The sequence below is a fragment of the Vibrio sp. genome (assembly GCF_984391705.1).
Map to the genome: position 1 here is coordinate 294,352 of NZ_CFHWOM010000001.1, position 16,278 is coordinate 310,629.

Sequence of the window (16,278 nt, forward strand, 5' to 3'; positions counted from 1 at the left end):
TATATAACCTTGCTAACATTATAAGAATAGCAGGTTACTTAACTCTACTAAAAGTACTAAAACTCAGGCGGTTTAACGGGGCTCGTCACATTACTGACAATTATGAAAGCAACTCTCTTAATGTCAGTGGTGATTGGGTTAACTCGAGGTTTTGCGCCGCCGTATTCCCACATTTATCTTGGTAGCACAAATTGTGCCATGCTCGGAAGATATCTAACATGGGTAATAGGCCACCGGGGCGAAGTTTTCGACGAGGTTCATTAATAAAGCTTTCAAACAATGTTTGAAAACGCTGCTGATAGAATTCCGTCTTCTTAATCGAAGCCTTGTGCAGCCAATGCTCAGGCTGATTGTGTTCACCCGCTAGGTAGCAAATACCTTTGGAATGTTGAGCGACAGTGCTTATGGCCCAGCGATCTCGCCACCATCCCATATGCACAATATCAATCTTGTTGATTTCATTGTCAGTATGCCAACCTTTATCTTCCTCAACATACATTAAGTCGATATTTTGGCGCTTAATACGCGGTAAACATACGCTAAGTGCCGCAGAGCGTAGTACGGGATCTTGAGGTAGATAGATGGATACCTGGCTCTCCTCCTGACACATATCGAGCACGTGAAGAAAATGCGCATAAGAGGTATAAGGTGGTCGAATTAACGCCCCTTTGGACGGGTAATTAAACACTGAAAGGTTGCCCATGGGATCTTCAACGTTGCCGCGTGCCAATATGGTTTGATATTGCTGATCAATCCTCTCTTTCAAAACAGGTGAAGGAGGCGGAACAGGCATGTTCGCTTCTGAAGAGTGTTCTCTTGAAACAAACCGAGAGGGTGTCGAATACGGATCATGATCTAGGCCACCAATAGGCTCTTCATTAGCCGAATAGTTAACGTGCTGACAAAGGATGTAGCCACTTTGGGCTTCCCCTGTCGCCATCCACAGTACCCCATTATTGCTTTTAGGCTGCAGTGAAACGTAGTGGGAGGCAAACTCGTATTTTTGCGCGTGGTTTACCCAGCGTGCATCGAACATCGCGAGCTTGCGACGGCATCGGCTCGCAATATGATCGAGATGATCATAAAACGTCTTTGGATTGATCTCTAGCTTGCGGCAGATTTCTCTCACCGAATAACCCATAAAGAGCAAGCCAAGTAGGTTTTCTTGGAATTGGAGTTTCTTGTTTGCGCCTGACCATTTGTCGACAAATGTGGTTTGGCAATTTTTACAGCGGTAGCGTTGGCGATCGCCACTATAACCGAAGGCGTGGTAGAGGTGTTTATGAGTGTGTACTGATAGCCCAAAATTTTCGCAGTCGTCGTTACGACACGCAGGGAGACCATCACTATGAAGGTGCCTTAACCGATGAAGCTCATTAAGAACTTCTTGGTTATTAAGTAAGGGGGGGAAAGCACCGCACTCCCGACAAACCATCGCAGGTCGTTTAGGGTTCGCATGCTGCACAACGTAACGATGTGCATCACTCAATCCAAAGTTGTCACACGCCAATGTTTTACAAAAGTTGAGCTGTAAACCGTCTGCTTCCTGTGGCAGTTTGCCAGTAGTCACTATCTCCCCCTCGGGATTATTCGGGCCACCAAGCTAAGCCTGGTGGCAAAAGGAATAAATTAAATGTTAATTGCAGTTTCTAGAGCAACTTTCATCATGTCGTTGAATGACTTTTGACGCTCTTCTGAACTTAGTTTCTCACCACGGATGATGTGGTCAGATACTGTTAGAATTGTTAGTGCTTTAGCACCTAGGTCTGCAGCAACACCGTAGATACCAGCTGCTTCCATATCTACACCAAGGATGCCTAGTTTTTCCATCTTCTCAAAGATGTCAGCTTCAGGAGTGTAGAAAAGGTCTGCAGAGAATACGTTACCAACTTTTACTGGTACTTCTTGAGCACGAGCTTGATTTACCGCTTCTTCTAGAAGGCCGTAATCAGCGATTGCAGCGAAGTCGTGGTTATTGAAACGGATACGGTTAACTTTAGAGTCAGTAGATGCGCCCATACCGATAACAACGTCCATTAGGTTTACGTCGTCACGTACCGCACCACAGCTACCTACACGAATAACATTTTTTACGCCGTACTCAGCGATAAGTTCGTGAACGTAGATACAGCATGATGGGATACCCATACCGTGGCCCATTACTGATACTTTTTTGCCTTTGTAAGTACCTGTAAAACCGAACATGTTACGTACGTCACATACTTGCTTTACATCTTCTAGGAATGTTTCTGCGATGTATTTAGCGCGTAGTGGGTCACCCGGCATAAGTACTGTTTCTGCAAAATCACCTGGTTGAGCGTTAATGTGTGGGGTTGCCATAGTTGATACTCCAAGTTTATTAGTCAATCAGTTTCCTGATTACCAATTTTGTTGATTCTGTTTAATCTGTTGAGGCAATACTAGCTAGATAAGCTAATGGTCCATGAGAAGTATGTCACAAAAGTCGGGTGTTGCACGGTAAATTTGGTGATTGATAACTTTTTCTGTTGAAATTGGTAATGCAATCGATTCGGAAAAACGATTGCTTATTTTTAGCTGATCCAAAAGCGTAAACGATCCGTACCAAAGCTATATTGTACAAAAAAATATTTTGTACAGCATGCGAGAGTCATGCTAAAACTTATACAAGAAATTAATTTGTACACCTTAAGGTGAGGGAATTAAAATGGCAGCTTCAATAAATATTGGTATCAGTTCGTGTTTACTTGGCGAGAAAGTTCGTTTTGATACTGGACATAAAATCAGCAACTTTGTGACGAAAGAGTTATCTCCGTATTTTAACTTTGTCTCCGTCTGTCCTGAAGTCGGAATGGGAATGCCTGTGCCAAGGCCGACCATTCGTCTTATGTCCAATGAAGAGCGCATAGAACTCGTAGAGACAAAAAACAATGAGATTAAACATACTGAGGCAATGTTGAGTTATTCGCGAACTAGAGTTGAGCAGCTTGGCAGCGAGCAGCTTTGCGGTTATATAGTTTGCGCTAAGTCGCCAACGTGTGGCATGGAACGAGTCAAAGTGTATAAAAAGGCAGGTGCGGAGAACGTCGGGGTAGGGTTGTATACGGCGGAGTTGATGAAGCAAATGCCTTGGTTGCCTATTGAGGAAGACGGACGCCTGAATGATCCCGTTCTTAAAGAAAACTTCATCACACGCGTTTTTACCCTGCATGATTTCTACGAATCGATTGGACCAACTCCAACACGTGGCGCATTGGTCAAGTTCCATTCCAGATACAAGTTGACTTTAATGGCTCACAATCCAATGGCATATAAAGATTTGGGACGTCTGGTGGCAGATATTGCAAACTACGATATTGATGACTTCTATTTCAAATACCGCCTTGAGTTGATGCAAGCGCTCGCGAGTCGTGCTAGCAGAAAGAACAACACTAACGTGCTAATGCATTTACAAGGTTATTTTAAACGAGATCTCGATAAAGCGAGTAAATCTGAGTTACGTCAGGTGATTGACGATTACCGTGTGGGTTTACTTCCTTTACTCGCCCCTCTCACTCTTATTAAACACTATCTGACTCATCATCCAGATGAGTATTTGCTGAATCAGAAATTTTTGAACCCTTATCCTCAGGAGTTACGTTTACGTTATGGATTGTGAGAAGAAGCTTTACGCGATCAGAGAAGTATCAGAGATAACAGGTGTGAAGCCCGTAACACTTAGGGCTTGGCAGCGTCGTTACAATCTTATTCAGCCTATTCGTACTAGCAAAGGTCATCGGTTGTATAGTGACGAAGACATCGCATTAATCCAAGCGGTACAGATGTGGCTGAGCAAAGGCGTCTCTATTGGCAAAGTTAAGAGTCTGATTGAACGTCAGGTTTCATCAGACGAAATGCCGACAGATGAGGCAACCGCGTTGGACGAAGTCGATGCGGTAATCGCTGCGTTGTCGAGCTTACACGTTACGAAAACGGAGTCTATCATCCATCAAGTAGTAAAAGAGTATCCGCTGGATACAGTGATTAGACAATTTATCCAGCCGACTACTGTCTCTTTAAGCGCGGTCAAAAAAGCTCTTCGAGTTTCTCAACTATCATTATTCAACGGCCTATTAACCAGCAAGTTAGAGAGCGTTGTTGAAGCAGAGAACAAAGCATCTCAACTAGGAAAGTGTCTGTTAATCAATCTAGGAAGTCGTGATCTACAAAGCCGAGTTTGGTCCGCTGAGTTATCAGAGCAAGGCTGGAATATGACGATTTTAGACGACATTGAAGAGGTGTCTGGACTCGGTAGTTATCCTCTTGCAGAGGCCTACAAACAGATTGCGCTCTTTAGCGTGCGTCCTCTTACATCACAACAACTTAAAGGTTTAGTTGGTTTCCGTGAGCAATGTGAATTACCTATTGTTTATTCTGAGCTTCTTCAACAAACGGAAGGTGGGGTATGAAGCTAGTCTGGCTTCGGCGCGATCTCCGTTCTATCGACAACACTGCGTTGATTGAGGCGCTTAACTCAGAAGAGCGTGTCGTGGCTGCCTACATAGCCACTCCCGAGACATGGGCTGAGCACAATCTAGCTCCGATTCAAGCTGATTTGATCTATCGACGCTTATTCGAGCTTCGAGTTCAATTACAGAAATTAAATGTACCTTTGCTCTACGCAGAGGTAGGTACATTTGAGCAATCTATCGCGCAACTGCAGGAGTGGTCGTCGCGTTATGGTGTCGCTGGTATCTGTTGGAATAAGGAGTACGAAATTAATGAATCGAGGCGTGATAAAGCCGTTAAGCGAGAGTTATCTCAAAACGGAATAGATTGTACTTCGTTTGACGATAAGTGCCTTCTTGCACCAGGAGCGGTATTAAATAAGCAGAATGAATACTTCAAGGTCTTTACGCCGTTTAAGAGAGCGTACCTAAGCAAACTCTCTACTACTCATTGGCAAGTCAGTAAACCGAGTGCATGCGTCTCTGCCGATAATTTTGATGATTTTGAAAAAGATCTGCTTCAAGAGTCGTCCTCTTTTTCTTATCCCAGGGTGTCGAGTTCCTTATATGACATCGATGACGAATCAATCCTCGCCAAATTGAGGCTGTTTGAGCGTGATGATATGGATGATTACAAGAAGCAACGAGATTTTCCCTCGCAAGATGGAACAAGTGGTTTATCTCCTTACTTAGCGATTGGGGCTCTTTCTGTTCGTCAATGTTTCGCTCGATTAGCTTTTCAACAAGCTTTGCCGCTTTCTGAAGGACGAGAAACTTGGCAGAGCGAACTGATTTGGCGAGAGTTCTACCAACACCTTCTTCATTTCGAGCCAAAACTGAGTTGCGGTGAAAGCTTTTCTGAGTGGGGCAGTTACTTAATTTGGTCTAACGAAACAAAATATATCGAAGCATGGAAAAATGGTCTTACCGGGTATCCGATAGTTGATGCCGCAATGAGGCAACTTAACCAAACAGGCTGGTTGCACAATCGACTAAGAATGATCGTAGCCAGTTTCTTGGTAAAAGATTTACTCGTCGATTGGCGGATCGGCGAGGCATATTTTATGAACCACTTGGTTGACGGCGATTACGCAGCAAATAATGGTGGATGGCAATGGTGCGCGTCAACGGGATGCGATGGGCAGCCTTACTTCCGCATTTTTAATCCTATTACTCAGGGGGAGAAGTTTGACCCTACAGGAGTTTTCGTTCGTCGTTGGATTCCTGAATTGGCTGAAGTGCCTGATAAATACGTCCACCAACCCTGGAAGTGGGATAGTGTAAAAGCGCTGTCATATCCTACACCAATAGTTGATCACAAGGTTCAAAGAGAGATAACCTTAGCAAACTACAAGAATGCTAAGGACGTTTTTAATGCTACGTAAACTCATTGCACTTGGTTGCTGTTTGTCTTTCCAAGTTTTTGCTGCGAGCTACGAATTGCCTGTAGAAGGCAGCAATATTGTTGGTCGTACGCAGTATCACCAAGTCGATGAAGGGGAAACACTTGCTGAAATAGCGAAGCAGTATGATGTGGGTTTTTTATCATTGATGGCAGCGAATAAAGGTGTTGATCCTTTTTTACCCCAGGCTGGATATGTACTCACTATTCCTACTCAGATAATCCTTCCTCACGTAGAACGTAAAGGGGTAGTGATTAACTTAGCTGAGCTGCGTCTTTACTATTTTGAGCCTAATACAAATTTGGTTCACATTTTCCCAGTAGGTATTGGCCGGGTAGGTAGAGATACGCCTGAGATGACAACAACCATTAGTCAGAAGCGACCAAACCCAACTTGGACTCCGCCTGCTTCTATTCGCAAAGAATATAAAGCTAAAGGGATAGAGTTACCTACGGTAGTACCCGCTGGGCCGGATAATCCACTGGGAGAATACGCGCTTCGTTTGGCGTATGGTGCAGGTGATTACCTGATTCATGGCACCAATAAAGATTTTGGTATCGGGCTTCGAGTGAGTTCGGGTTGTATTCGTATGGATCCAAAAGATATAGATTGGCTATTTCCCAAAGTATCACTGGGAGACCAAGTTCGAGTAATTAACGAGCCGATTAAAGTATCGCTAGAGCCCGATCGTAGCGTGTTTATTGAAGCGCATGAACCTCTAACTCGCAGCGATGGTTCTAAGAAAAATCTAGAAATGCCCCAAGAGTTAGGCTGGTGGTTGGAAGAGTTTGAACATTCAGATGTGAAAGCCAAAGCTGCCATTTTGGCTCAAAACGGAGTGCCAATTGAGATAGTGGCGCCAACGTTCATTAACTAGTATTTAAGTTCAGAGAAGCTGAAATAAGAAAGGGTCTGCATTTGCAGACCCTTTCTTTAAAAAGACGTAATTACTTAGTGTAAGACTGAGCAATGTTGTCGATACGCTCGTTAGCGCGTGCAGCTTCTTCTTGAGCAGACATTGCAGCGTCACCAGACTTACGAACTTCAGATTGAAGAGCTTGAACGTCTTGGCTTAGTTGGCTAACTTGGTTGCTTAGCTCATCCATTTTAGCTGTAGTTGCTTCATCTGGACCAGATGCACAACCAGCTAGTAGAAGTACAGAAGACGCTGCAGCTGCGATCAACATTTTGTTCATAATCGAACTCCTTGCATATATAAGTATCAATAAGTTTGTCCTATACCTTCTATTGCGTATAGTGACGAGAATAGTGTAGTGCTAATTCTATCCTTCCAAAAGATCCGTAAAGTCAAAAAAACCCAAGAATTTAAGTAATTATCGAATAAGTTGACCTGTGTCTCATTGGTGAGAGTGATGATTGCATCTGTTTGAAGAGGAAAAAGACATTATAAAAGATGGTCTAGTTATATTTTCTGTGATCACTATCTACTTTGAAAAAATGCGAGTATCATAGCCTGTTTTTACGATTTTTTGATTCAGCACATTATATAGATGATGTTGGATATATTTGCAGTTCAGGTGGAGAATACTTTGCATTTTAAAGATTTAGGCTTAGACAATCGCTTACTTAAGAATTTGAAACACTTCGATTTTAAGAAAGCAACAGAGATTCAACAGAGAGCGATTCCAGTAGCGATTGCTGGAAAAGACTTGTTGGCATCCTCAAAAACGGGTTCTGGTAAAACGCTAGCATTCGTTCTGCCTATTTTGCATAAATCACTGAAAAATAAAGCGTTCTCTGCAAAAGATCCTCGTGCAGTAATTTTAGCGCCGACTCGAGAGTTGGCGAAGCAAGTATATGGCGAACTGCGTTCTATGTTAGGCGGTTTGTCTTACGATGCGACATTAATTGTTGGTGGCGAAAACTTTAATGACCAAGTTAAAGCACTACGTAAATACCCAAAGTTTATTGTCGCGACTCCTGGACGTTTAGCTGACCATTTGGACCATCGCTCTCTATTCTTAGATGGTCTGGAAACGTTAGTGCTTGATGAAGCTGACCGTATGTTAGATCTTGGTTTTGCTCCAGAGCTACGTCGTATTCATAACGCAGCGAAACATCGTCGTCGTCAAACTCTGATGTTTTCTGCAACCCTTGACCACGCTGAAGTCAATGATATTGCTTTTGAAATGTTGGATGCACCTAAGCGTATTGCTATTGGTGCCGCGACTGAAGAGCACAAAGACATCACGCAAAAATTCTATCTCTGTGATCATTTAGACCACAAAGAGGCAATCCTTGAGCGCATTTTAGAAGAAGCGCAATACAAGCAGTTGATCATCTTTACGGCGACTCGTGTCGACACTGAGCGTCTAACGCAGAAGCTAAACGAGAAGAAGCTAAAAGCAGTTGCACTGAGTGGCGGGCTAAATCAAACGCAACGCAATACCATCATGAGCCAGTTTGAACGTGCTGTGTTCAAAATCCTTGTGACGACAGACGTCGCGTCTCGCGGGCTAGATATTGCCAATGTGACGCACGTTGTTAACTTCGATATGCCAAAACATACAGAAGAGTATGTTCACCGAGTGGGACGTACTGGACGTGCGGGTAACAAGGGTGACGCTATTTCTTTAGTTGGTCCAAAAGATTGGGACAGCTTTAAGCGTGTTGAGGCGTACTTACAGCAAGACTTGTCTTTCTCGGTTCTTGAAGGCCTGAAAGGCAAATTTAAAGGTCTTAAACCTCGTAAGCCGGACTTTCGTGGTAAAGGAAATACGGCAAAGAAAGCAAAACCTCAAGCGAAAAAGACGCCTAAGAAGCCTGTTAAACGCGATAAGAGCTTCCATCAAAACGTGGCGGTTGGCGATACAGTGTTTATTCCCAAGAAGAAAGTCGCGCCAAAGTCTGACGACGAGTAATACTGAGAGTATTAAAAAAGGGTTGCCATTGTGGCAACCCTTTTTGTTTAGCGCGAAATGTGCTCAGACTTTAAAGAAGCCAAGTTGCTGTTTTTGGTTTTCAGCCAGATTAGATAGCTCTTGGCTAGCGGCAGCGGCTTGAGTAATGCCTGTAACATTTTGGCTTACTAGCTCATAAATGTTGCTCAGGTTGTTGTTAACGTCAGAAGTAACTTGTCCCTGTTCTTCCGATGCAACGGCTACTTGAGCATTGATCGTGGTGAGCTCTGAAATGGAAGCTGTGATATTGCCAAGGGATTCTCGTACTTTACTTGCTTGTTCTTGGTTATGACTAAGCAGCTCTAAGCTTGAGTTCATACTTTCATTTGCGCTGCCAGATTGGCGTTGCAGCTCTTCAATGATTACTTGGATTTCTTTAGTCGACTCTTGAGTACGCGCGGCGAGCATTCGAACTTCGTCAGCAACGACGGCGAATCCACGACCACTCTCGCCAGCACGAGCCGCTTCAATGGCGGCATTTAGAGCGAGTAAGTTGGTTTGTTCTGAAATACTCTCAATTACTTCAATCACCTTACCAATTTGTTCTGATTGCTCTTTTAAAGAGTTTACGACGTTAGCAGCTTCTGATAATTGAAGTGCCATTTTTTCGCTCGAACGAGTGTTTTGTTCGAACACGGCTAAGCTTTCTCTAGCTAATTTATCCGCATGTGTAGAAGCAGAGTCAGCTTTGTTTGCATTTTCAGTGACTTCTGAGGCTGTGCTTTCCATTTGATTGATTGCAGCAGCGACATGTTCTACTTCATTCTTTTCTTGATCTGAATTCGCAGTGGATTGTGTCATAACTGCGGCCAGTTCAGTGGACGCTGATGCAACATCGACGCTGATGCGAACAAGGGCATCAACCGTACCTTGTAGCTGAGAAACCGTTGAATTGAAGTCTTGAGATAGCGCTGTGATTTCGTTATTTCCGTGTACAGCGACATTAGTTTTTAAATTGCCTTGAGCTAGTTCTTTCATCGCACTTTGCAGAGCCTTAATAGGCGTCACAATGATACCCGCTAACATCCAGCTGATTACAAGAGCAGCAGCAAGGACCGCTAGCAAACCAAGGATCGCGTTCAGCATTACATCAGAATGAATGGACTGATTTTTAGCCACTTCCTTCAAAGCAAGATCGTTAAGTTTGATTGAAAGTTGATCAATGGCGTTAATCATCGCTTTACCTTTATCGCGATAAACGCCAGAAGCTTGCTCGTACTGCAATTCAAATGATGAAGACAGTGATTGACTCGAGTGTTTGGTTTTCAGCAAAGGAGTCATTGTCTCGATAGAGTAGTTTACATAATCATCGATCGCGACCTTCATCGCCTTAACTTCGTTTTGGAGACCATCTATTTGGTTTAATGAATCAAGCAGTTGGAAGTTGGTTTGTTGTTTTGACTTTAGTGTCGTTGCAAGTTGAGCAACATCATCGGCTCGGAATAGGCTGTAAATCGCTTTAATACGCATTCCGTATGTGTTGTCGATGATTTTGGTTAGTTCGTCCTTGTGAGTAATTAAGCCTTCCGTAGAGACAGTGACTTGATTAAATACGTTTTTCAGATTTGATGTGCTGTAGCTGATACCTGCAACGAGTAGTAGCAAAGTAAAGATAACAGGCACAACCACCTGGAGCTTAATAGACAAGCCACTGAGTAGCTGGCGCATGAATTGTCCTCTTCATAAAAAAGAAATGTAAAAAAATTATTATTTTTATCAATTGCGAGAATGATTCTAATTACCTGAGTGCAGAATTCAACTCACAAATTTAGAGTTGTGTGCAATTTTTGAAAGGACGTTATGCAACTTAATTTACTTAATTTTCATAAGTTTATGTAACAGATTGCATCTTGGTATTCAATTCTGTTGACATAGTTTCTCACAATAATCTGAAGCTAATATTCATTTGGTTGATTATTGATTTGTGTAAATCATCTGTCATAGAGGCTTCAACTAAGTGAAACACAACTGTCATATTCGAGCCCTAAAGTGAGCACCGTTCAAGTGAAACACAACGGCAATCAAGCCAATTAAGGATATTGTGATGAAAAAGACAGTAATCGGTGCAATCGCACTTCTAGGCGCAATGGCAGTGACTTCAGTTTCTGCTAAAGAAACGATCTCTGCAGTGGGCTCTAGCAGCGTAACTCCACTGATGGAAGTTTTCTCTGAAACATACATGAAGACTCACTCAAACGTATTTATTGAAGTTCAAGGTCCAGGTTCATCTGCTGGTGTAAAAGCAGCAAAGAACGGCAGCGCAGATTTGGGTATGTCGTCTCGTAACCTAAAGGATTCTGAGAAAGAGCCAGCACTAAAAGAACTGACTGTTGCATTGGATGGAATTGCGGTTGTTGTTAACCCGAAAAATGATCTAAACGGTCTAACTGCTGAGCAAGTAACAGCAATCTACAAAGGCGAAATTACTAACTGGAAAGATGTTGGTGGAGCAGACAAGCCTATTGTTGCTATCACTCGTGATACAGCATCAGGTACACGTGGTGCATTCGAAGACATCATGAAGCTGAAAAAGAAAATCTCAGGTAAAAAAGTTTCTGCTATCTCTCAGCGCGCTCAAGTTGCAAACGGTAACGGTGCTTTGAAAACAATGGTCGCATCGAACCCATACGCTATTGGCTACATCTCACTTGGTACAGTAGATAATTCAGTTAACGCATTATCGATTGACGGCACACCGGCTTCGGTTGATAACGTAAAAAATGGCTCTTACAAAGTGGCTCGTCCTTTCCTAGTTCTGTACAAAGAAGGCAAACCTTCTGCAGAAACTCAAAAGTTCTTAGATTGGATGGTAACACCTGAAGCGCAGAATCTTGTGGACAATAAAGGTTACATCTCAGTTAACTAATCTCGGTAACATTTATTAATTGCTCAGCCTATTTTGGGCTGAGCCTTTTCTCACTCTGAAACGATTATTCTCGTTATCTAGGTAAGAGTTTTATGACCATCGCAACCAATAGTGAAAAGCTTATGAATACTGAAGCGACTCAAGTATCTAAGCCAGCATTACGTGAGCGTAAACGCGTAGACTGGAAAGAGCGCATCTTCCATGGCTTATTTTTAGCAAGTGCCGTAATAGGCATTGTCTCTCTGGCAATTATTGCTTACTTCATTGTTAAAGAATCTATCCCTGCATTCCAAGAAGCAGGAGTGTCGGGCATTGTACTTGGCCAAGACTGGCTGCCACCGGCGCTGTACGGCGTTGCAACCATGATTGTGGCCTCTGTTGTTTCAACATTTGGTGCTGTTATCGTGGGCGTTCCCGTTGGTGTATTGACCGCGATCTTCATCGCTGAAATTGCGCCAAAACGTGTCGCCGATGTTATTCGCCCGGCTGTTGAACTGCTGGCAGGGATACCATCAGTTGTATACGGCTTCTTCGGTTTGGTAATCATTGTTCCATTGATTCAAAATGTTTTTCAAGTGCCTGCAGGCAACACCGTTCTAGCGGGTATCATCGTTTTAGGTGTGATGATTCTACCGACCGTAATTACGGTATCAGAAACCTCAATTCGCGCTGTCCCAAGAACGTACAAGGAAGGTTCACTGGCTTTAGGGGCCTCTAAGATCTATACCATTTTCAAACTGTTAGTCCCTGCTGCGCGTAGCGGTATTATGACTGGTGTGATCTTGGGTATTGGACGTGCGTTAGGCGAGACAATGGCTATCATCATGGTAATGGGTAATGCACCTGCTATGCCACAAGGAATCTTAGACTCTGCTCGAACTTTGACTGCCAATATAGCCATTGAAATGTCTTACGCAAGTGGCGTGCATGCAAACGCACTCTACGCAACAGGTGTTGTACTTCTTGTCTTCATCATGATGCTTAACGCTGCTCTTCTTTATCTTAATCGCGAAAAAGCGAAATAAGCGATAGGTGTGATTATGGACCGCGCAAAACTAAAACAATCTCGAGAGTTTAAGGATAAAGTCCTGAATGGCTTTATTTGGGCTGCCGCAGCGCTAACGGTTGGCTTTTTATTTTGGATTATCTGGTACATCCTATCAAACGGCTTAAAGCATGTTGATTGGGCTTTTATTACCGATAACTACACTGCGACAGGAGAAGAGAAAGGGATATTCCCTATGATCGTGGCGACCATTTACATGGTTATAGCGTCGATAGCTGTTGCTGCTCCCCTAGGGATTATGACGGCTATTTACCTCACTGAGTACGCGAAAGTGGGTAGTCGATTAGTAAAAGTTATCCGTTTCTGTACTGAATCATTAGCAGGTATTCCATCGATCATCTTTGGCCTGTTTGGTATGACTTTTTTTGTCGCTATTCTTGGTCTTGGCTTCTCGATCCTGTCGGGAGCATTAACCTTAAGTATCCTCATTCTACCGGTAATCATCCGTACTACTGAAGAAGCTTTGATGGCGGTACCACAGACCTACCGTGAAGGGTCATATGCCCTTGGGTCTTCGAAAATTTACACTATCTGGCGCTTGATCTTGCCAAGTGCTACGCCAGGTATCTTAACTTCGGTCATTCTAAGTATTGGTCGTGTAATTGGTGAGTCGGCACCTGTTTTCTTAACCGCGGGTATGGTCGCAAGAGTCCCAGATTCGCTGCTCGACTCGGGTCGAACGCTGACAGTTCATCTATACAAGCTAACCACAGAGTTATTTACCATTGAAGAATGGAATCAAGCTTACGGTACAGCAACAGTACTGATTGTCGTGGTCCTATTGATCAATATGACGACAAAGTTCATTGCAAGCCGCTTTAACAAAGCGACCTACTAAGCAATGCAGTATTTGGACACGATTTAAAGAATTCTAAGAGATTAAGAACATGAACAAGTTTGATATTGAAAACCTAGACCTTTTTTACGGCGAAAACCAAGCTCTAAAATCAATTAACCTGCCGATTCCAACACGTCAAGTCACCGCACTAATTGGTCCTTCTGGGTGCGGAAAGTCGACATTACTTCGTTGCCTTAACCGCATGAATGATTTGATTGAAGGGGTGAAGATCACTGGTAAGTTGGATATGGATGGCACCAATATCTATGGAAACATTGATGTTGCAGACCTGCGTATCAAAGTAGGAATGGTGTTCCAGAAGCCTAATCCATTCCCAATGAGCATTTACGAGAATGTGGCATATGGCCTACGAGCGCAGGGCATCAAGGATAAAAAGCATATAGATGAGGTTGTAGAACAATCTTTGCGAGGAGCCGCACTTTGGGATGAAGTCAAAGACCGACTAAAGTCACACGCGTTTGGTTTGTCTGGTGGTCAGCAGCAGCGTTTATGTATTGCACGTACAATAGCAATGGAGCCAGACGTGATTTTGATGGATGAGCCGACATCAGCACTAGACCCGATTGCAACACATAAAATTGAAGAGCTCATGGAAGAGTTAAAGAAGAACTACACCATTGTGATTGTCACTCACTCAATGCAGCAAGCGAGACGTATATCTGATCGGACAGCGTTTTTCTTGATGGGAGAACTAGTCGAGCACGATGAAACTCAGAATATATTCAATGCACCAAAAGATGACCGCACAAAAGGTTACGTCAATGGTGACTTCGGCTAATTGAGTAACATTTTTACTGGCATTATCACTATAACTATAAGCGATGGTACTTTTGCCCCTCTTCGGAGGGGCTTTTTTATATGTTCTTTTTATCAATTGCAACGCAATGCTGAATATTGTCAGGAATACGTAACAGTACTAGTTCATAAGTTCATCTGTATGCCTGCATATTATCTAATCTATTACAATCAACAAAAATTATCATGGTACTTACAGGTTATTTTTATGTAGTTCAACCCAAAGTTTCGATTAACTTAACTCAATGAACTGAATTTCTCAATTTTGACAAAGTTTCACTCTCAAATTAAAGATCTCTAGTAATAAGGTTGTAAAGGGTATTTGTTTTTCGAAGAAAAATATTCAGACTATATGGGCTATCGAAGCTAGATTAATTCATCAAACGAATAGCATTAAATTGAATTAGCGCAGTACTTTAGGAACTAGACCTAAGGGCGGTAGCGTTAGATAAACCAAATTTTGCCTGGTATGTTATATGGAAACTGGATACCCGATAAAGCAGCATGGAGAAGAGTCAGTATTAGTGTATCGTTTTATCGATATATTTTTAATTTGCTCTGTTCTTATCGTTACTACTCTTTTGTATGTTGAAGAGTTCTCTTCTCTTTATAAGCTGATACTTTGTGTGGTTGTTATTGCTTTCTTTTTCGCAGCCGAAATATCAGGTGTTTATCAGACTCATAAACGAACCTCTCTAAAACAAGTCCTTTTAACCGTTTTAACCTCATGGTTTATCTGTATTGCATTATCGCTTGTCATTGGGTTCTTTTTTAAGGTGTCAGAATCTTACTCTAGATTTGTTCTGGGTGTTTGGTTTTTGTCGACACCTGTTCTTCTTATGGCATGGCGCTGGGCAGTGTTTGTATTGCCTCACAGCTTACGTCCAGATGATTGTTACCGAAATAAGTCGATCATTATTGGTGCGACGCGAGCAGGTTTTTTACTCGCAAATGAATTAGAAAATAATAAGCACATTGATGAAAAACTAATTGGATTTTACGATGATAGAACATCTGACAGGATCGAACAAAGTCTAGGTTCAATTAAACCAAACATCAAAATGCTGGGTAACATCGATGATGCACTCTTACTAGCGAAACACCGAAGTGTAAAAAATGTCTATGTAGCGCTGCCAATGGAAGCTGCGAAACGAATAAAGCAAATCTTGAACGCTTTCTCAGACTCAAATGCGCATGTACATATTGTTCCTGATTTCTTTACTTTTGATTTAATTCATTCTCGCTGGAAAAATGTAGGCCATGTCGTCACGCTTAGTGTTCATGATACTCCTTTTCGGGGTTTTTCTTCGATTATTAAGCGATTCGAGGATGTAATACTTTCGCTTCTGATAATTCTGCTTATTAGTCCAATTTTATTGATTGTAGCGATAGGCGTAAAACTTTCTTCACCTGGTCCAATTATATTTAAGCAGGACCGCTATGGTCTTGATGGACGCTCAATTAAAGTCTGGAAGTTCCGCTCGATGCGTTCAACAGATAATGGTGCAGTTGTGAAGCAAGCGACTAAAGGTGATCCTCGAGTTACAAAATTTGGAGCATTTATCCGACGCACTTCTCTAGACGAACTTCCCCAATTCTTCAATGTATTGACCGGACAAATGTCAATAGTTGGACCCAGACCTCATGCCGTTGCGCACAATGAAGAATATCGCGGGTTAATAGATAAGTACATGCTTCGTCACCACGTAAAACCGGGGATTACTGGTTGGGCTCAAATAAATGGTTATCGTGGCGAGACGGATACGTTAGATAAGATGGAAAAGCGTGTCGAGTACGATTTGACTTATATACAGAATTGGACGTTGTGGCTAGATATCAAAATTGTCTACCTCACTATTTTCAAAGGTTTTACAGGCAAAACAGCTTATTAAAGGATTATTC

At 42.6% G+C, this 16,278-nt stretch carries 14 protein-coding genes; 10 read left to right on the top strand and 4 right to left on the bottom strand.

From position 1 onward, the window contains the following. Positions 1-100: 100 nt before the first annotated feature. Positions 101-1,570, bottom strand: coding sequence for a transposase (locus AC4MRV_RS01405; RefSeq protein ID WP_491185630.1), 1,470 nt, complete (start codon positions 1,568-1,570; stop codon positions 101-103). A gap of 59 nt (positions 1,571-1,629) precedes the next feature. Beyond that, positions 1,630-2,340 (bottom strand): purine-nucleoside phosphorylase, encoded by a 711-nt coding sequence (gene deoD / locus AC4MRV_RS01410; RefSeq protein WP_005470284.1) that lies wholly within the window; start codon positions 2,338-2,340, stop codon positions 1,630-1,632. A gap of 346 nt (positions 2,341-2,686) precedes the next feature. Between deoD and AC4MRV_RS01415 the strand changes: the two genes are divergently transcribed. Genes AC4MRV_RS01415 through AC4MRV_RS01430 form a run of 4 tightly spaced genes read left to right on the top strand, consistent with a single transcriptional unit; the run spans position 2,687 to position 6,746 of the window. Further along, positions 2,687-3,637, top strand: coding sequence for a YbgA family protein (locus AC4MRV_RS01415; protein WP_491185631.1), 951 nt, complete (start codon positions 2,687-2,689; stop codon positions 3,635-3,637). Next, the gene (locus AC4MRV_RS01420; RefSeq protein ID WP_491185632.1) at positions 3,627-4,427 is read left to right on the top strand and encodes a MerR family transcriptional regulator; all 801 of its coding nucleotides are present in this window, start codon (positions 3,627-3,629) and stop codon (positions 4,425-4,427) included. The genes AC4MRV_RS01415 and AC4MRV_RS01420 overlap by 11 nt, the downstream gene beginning before the upstream one ends. Continuing rightward, positions 4,424-5,851: a deoxyribodipyrimidine photo-lyase gene (gene phrB, locus AC4MRV_RS01425; protein ID WP_491185633.1), complete on the top strand. Its 1,428-nt coding sequence runs from the start codon at positions 4,424-4,426 to the stop codon at positions 5,849-5,851. The genes AC4MRV_RS01420 and phrB overlap by 4 nt, the downstream gene beginning before the upstream one ends. Continuing rightward, a complete protein-coding gene (locus AC4MRV_RS01430; protein WP_491185634.1) occupies positions 5,841-6,746 on the top strand; it encodes a L,D-transpeptidase family protein in 906 nt (301 codons plus the stop codon). The genes phrB and AC4MRV_RS01430 overlap by 11 nt, the downstream gene beginning before the upstream one ends. 70 nt (positions 6,747-6,816) lie before the next feature. Here AC4MRV_RS01430 and AC4MRV_RS01435 read toward each other — a convergent pair whose 3' ends face one another. Continuing rightward, positions 6,817-7,065: an Lpp/OprI family alanine-zipper lipoprotein gene (locus AC4MRV_RS01435; protein ID WP_126572928.1), complete on the bottom strand. Its 249-nt coding sequence runs from the start codon at positions 7,063-7,065 to the stop codon at positions 6,817-6,819. Positions 7,066-7,407: 342 nt separating this feature from the next. Between AC4MRV_RS01435 and AC4MRV_RS01440 the strand changes: the two genes are divergently transcribed. Further along, positions 7,408-8,751, top strand: coding sequence for a DEAD/DEAH box helicase (locus AC4MRV_RS01440; protein ID WP_491185797.1), 1,344 nt, complete (start codon positions 7,408-7,410; stop codon positions 8,749-8,751). A 63-nt stretch (positions 8,752-8,814) separates the two neighbouring features. On the opposite strand, the gene AC4MRV_RS01445 is transcribed toward AC4MRV_RS01440, so the two are convergent. Next, positions 8,815-10,458 (bottom strand): methyl-accepting chemotaxis protein, encoded by a 1,644-nt coding sequence (locus AC4MRV_RS01445; RefSeq protein WP_491185635.1) that lies wholly within the window; start codon positions 10,456-10,458, stop codon positions 8,815-8,817. Positions 10,459-10,834: 376 nt separating this feature from the next. Here AC4MRV_RS01445 and AC4MRV_RS01450 point away from each other — a divergent pair, with 376 nt between their 5' ends. The 5 genes from AC4MRV_RS01450 to AC4MRV_RS01470 all read left to right on the top strand — a co-directional run bounded on the left by AC4MRV_RS01450 (position 10,835) and on the right by AC4MRV_RS01470 (position 16,268). Then, positions 10,835-11,656 carry a phosphate ABC transporter substrate-binding protein gene (locus AC4MRV_RS01450; protein WP_491185636.1) on the top strand — a complete coding sequence of 274 codons (822 nt, stop codon included), beginning with the start codon at positions 10,835-10,837 and terminating at the stop codon, positions 11,654-11,656. A 92-nt stretch (positions 11,657-11,748) separates the two neighbouring features. Further along, complete coding sequence (gene pstC, locus AC4MRV_RS01455) at positions 11,749-12,681, top strand: phosphate ABC transporter permease subunit PstC (protein WP_491185637.1); 933 nt, start codon at positions 11,749-11,751, stop codon at positions 12,679-12,681. A gap of 15 nt (positions 12,682-12,696) precedes the next feature. Next, positions 12,697-13,560 (top strand): phosphate ABC transporter permease PstA, encoded by an 864-nt coding sequence (pstA, locus tag AC4MRV_RS01460; protein ID WP_491185638.1) that lies wholly within the window; start codon positions 12,697-12,699, stop codon positions 13,558-13,560. A 49-nt stretch (positions 13,561-13,609) separates the two neighbouring features. Continuing rightward, on the top strand, positions 13,610-14,359 hold the full coding sequence (gene pstB / locus AC4MRV_RS01465; protein WP_491185639.1) for a phosphate ABC transporter ATP-binding protein PstB: 750 nt from the start codon (positions 13,610-13,612) through the stop codon (positions 14,357-14,359). Positions 14,360-14,852: 493 nt separating this feature from the next. After that, positions 14,853-16,268 (top strand): undecaprenyl-phosphate glucose phosphotransferase, encoded by a 1,416-nt coding sequence (locus tag AC4MRV_RS01470; RefSeq protein ID WP_491185640.1) that lies wholly within the window; start codon positions 14,853-14,855, stop codon positions 16,266-16,268. The last annotated feature ends 10 nt before the right edge of the window (positions 16,269-16,278 follow it).

Bases quoted from the DNA above. Each gene is read 5' to 3' on its own strand.
- AC4MRV_RS01470 (WP_491185640.1), top strand. From the start codon at position 14,853: ATGGAAACTGGATACCCGATAAAGCAGCATGGAGAAGAGTCAGTATTA.
- AC4MRV_RS01450 (WP_491185636.1), top strand. From the start codon at position 10,835: ATGAAAAAGACAGTAATCGGTGCAATCGCACTTCTAGGCGCAATGGCA.
- AC4MRV_RS01415 (WP_491185631.1), top strand. From the start codon at position 2,687: ATGGCAGCTTCAATAAATATTGGTATCAGTTCGTGTTTACTTGGCGAG.
- AC4MRV_RS01420 (WP_491185632.1), top strand. From the start codon at position 3,627: ATGGATTGTGAGAAGAAGCTTTACGCGATCAGAGAAGTATCAGAGATA.
- AC4MRV_RS01435 (WP_126572928.1), bottom strand. From the start codon at position 7,065: ATGAACAAAATGTTGATCGCAGCTGCAGCGTCTTCTGTACTTCTACTA.
- AC4MRV_RS01445 (WP_491185635.1), bottom strand. From the start codon at position 10,458: ATGCGCCAGCTACTCAGTGGCTTGTCTATTAAGCTCCAGGTGGTTGTG.
- deoD (WP_005470284.1), bottom strand. From the start codon at position 2,340: ATGGCAACCCCACACATTAACGCTCAACCAGGTGATTTTGCAGAAACA.
- pstA (WP_491185638.1), top strand. From the start codon at position 12,697: ATGGACCGCGCAAAACTAAAACAATCTCGAGAGTTTAAGGATAAAGTC.
- pstC (WP_491185637.1), top strand. From the start codon at position 11,749: ATGACCATCGCAACCAATAGTGAAAAGCTTATGAATACTGAAGCGACT.
- pstB (WP_491185639.1), top strand. From the start codon at position 13,610: ATGAACAAGTTTGATATTGAAAACCTAGACCTTTTTTACGGCGAAAAC.
- phrB (WP_491185633.1), top strand. From the start codon at position 4,424: ATGAAGCTAGTCTGGCTTCGGCGCGATCTCCGTTCTATCGACAACACT.
- AC4MRV_RS01430 (WP_491185634.1), top strand. From the start codon at position 5,841: ATGCTACGTAAACTCATTGCACTTGGTTGCTGTTTGTCTTTCCAAGTT.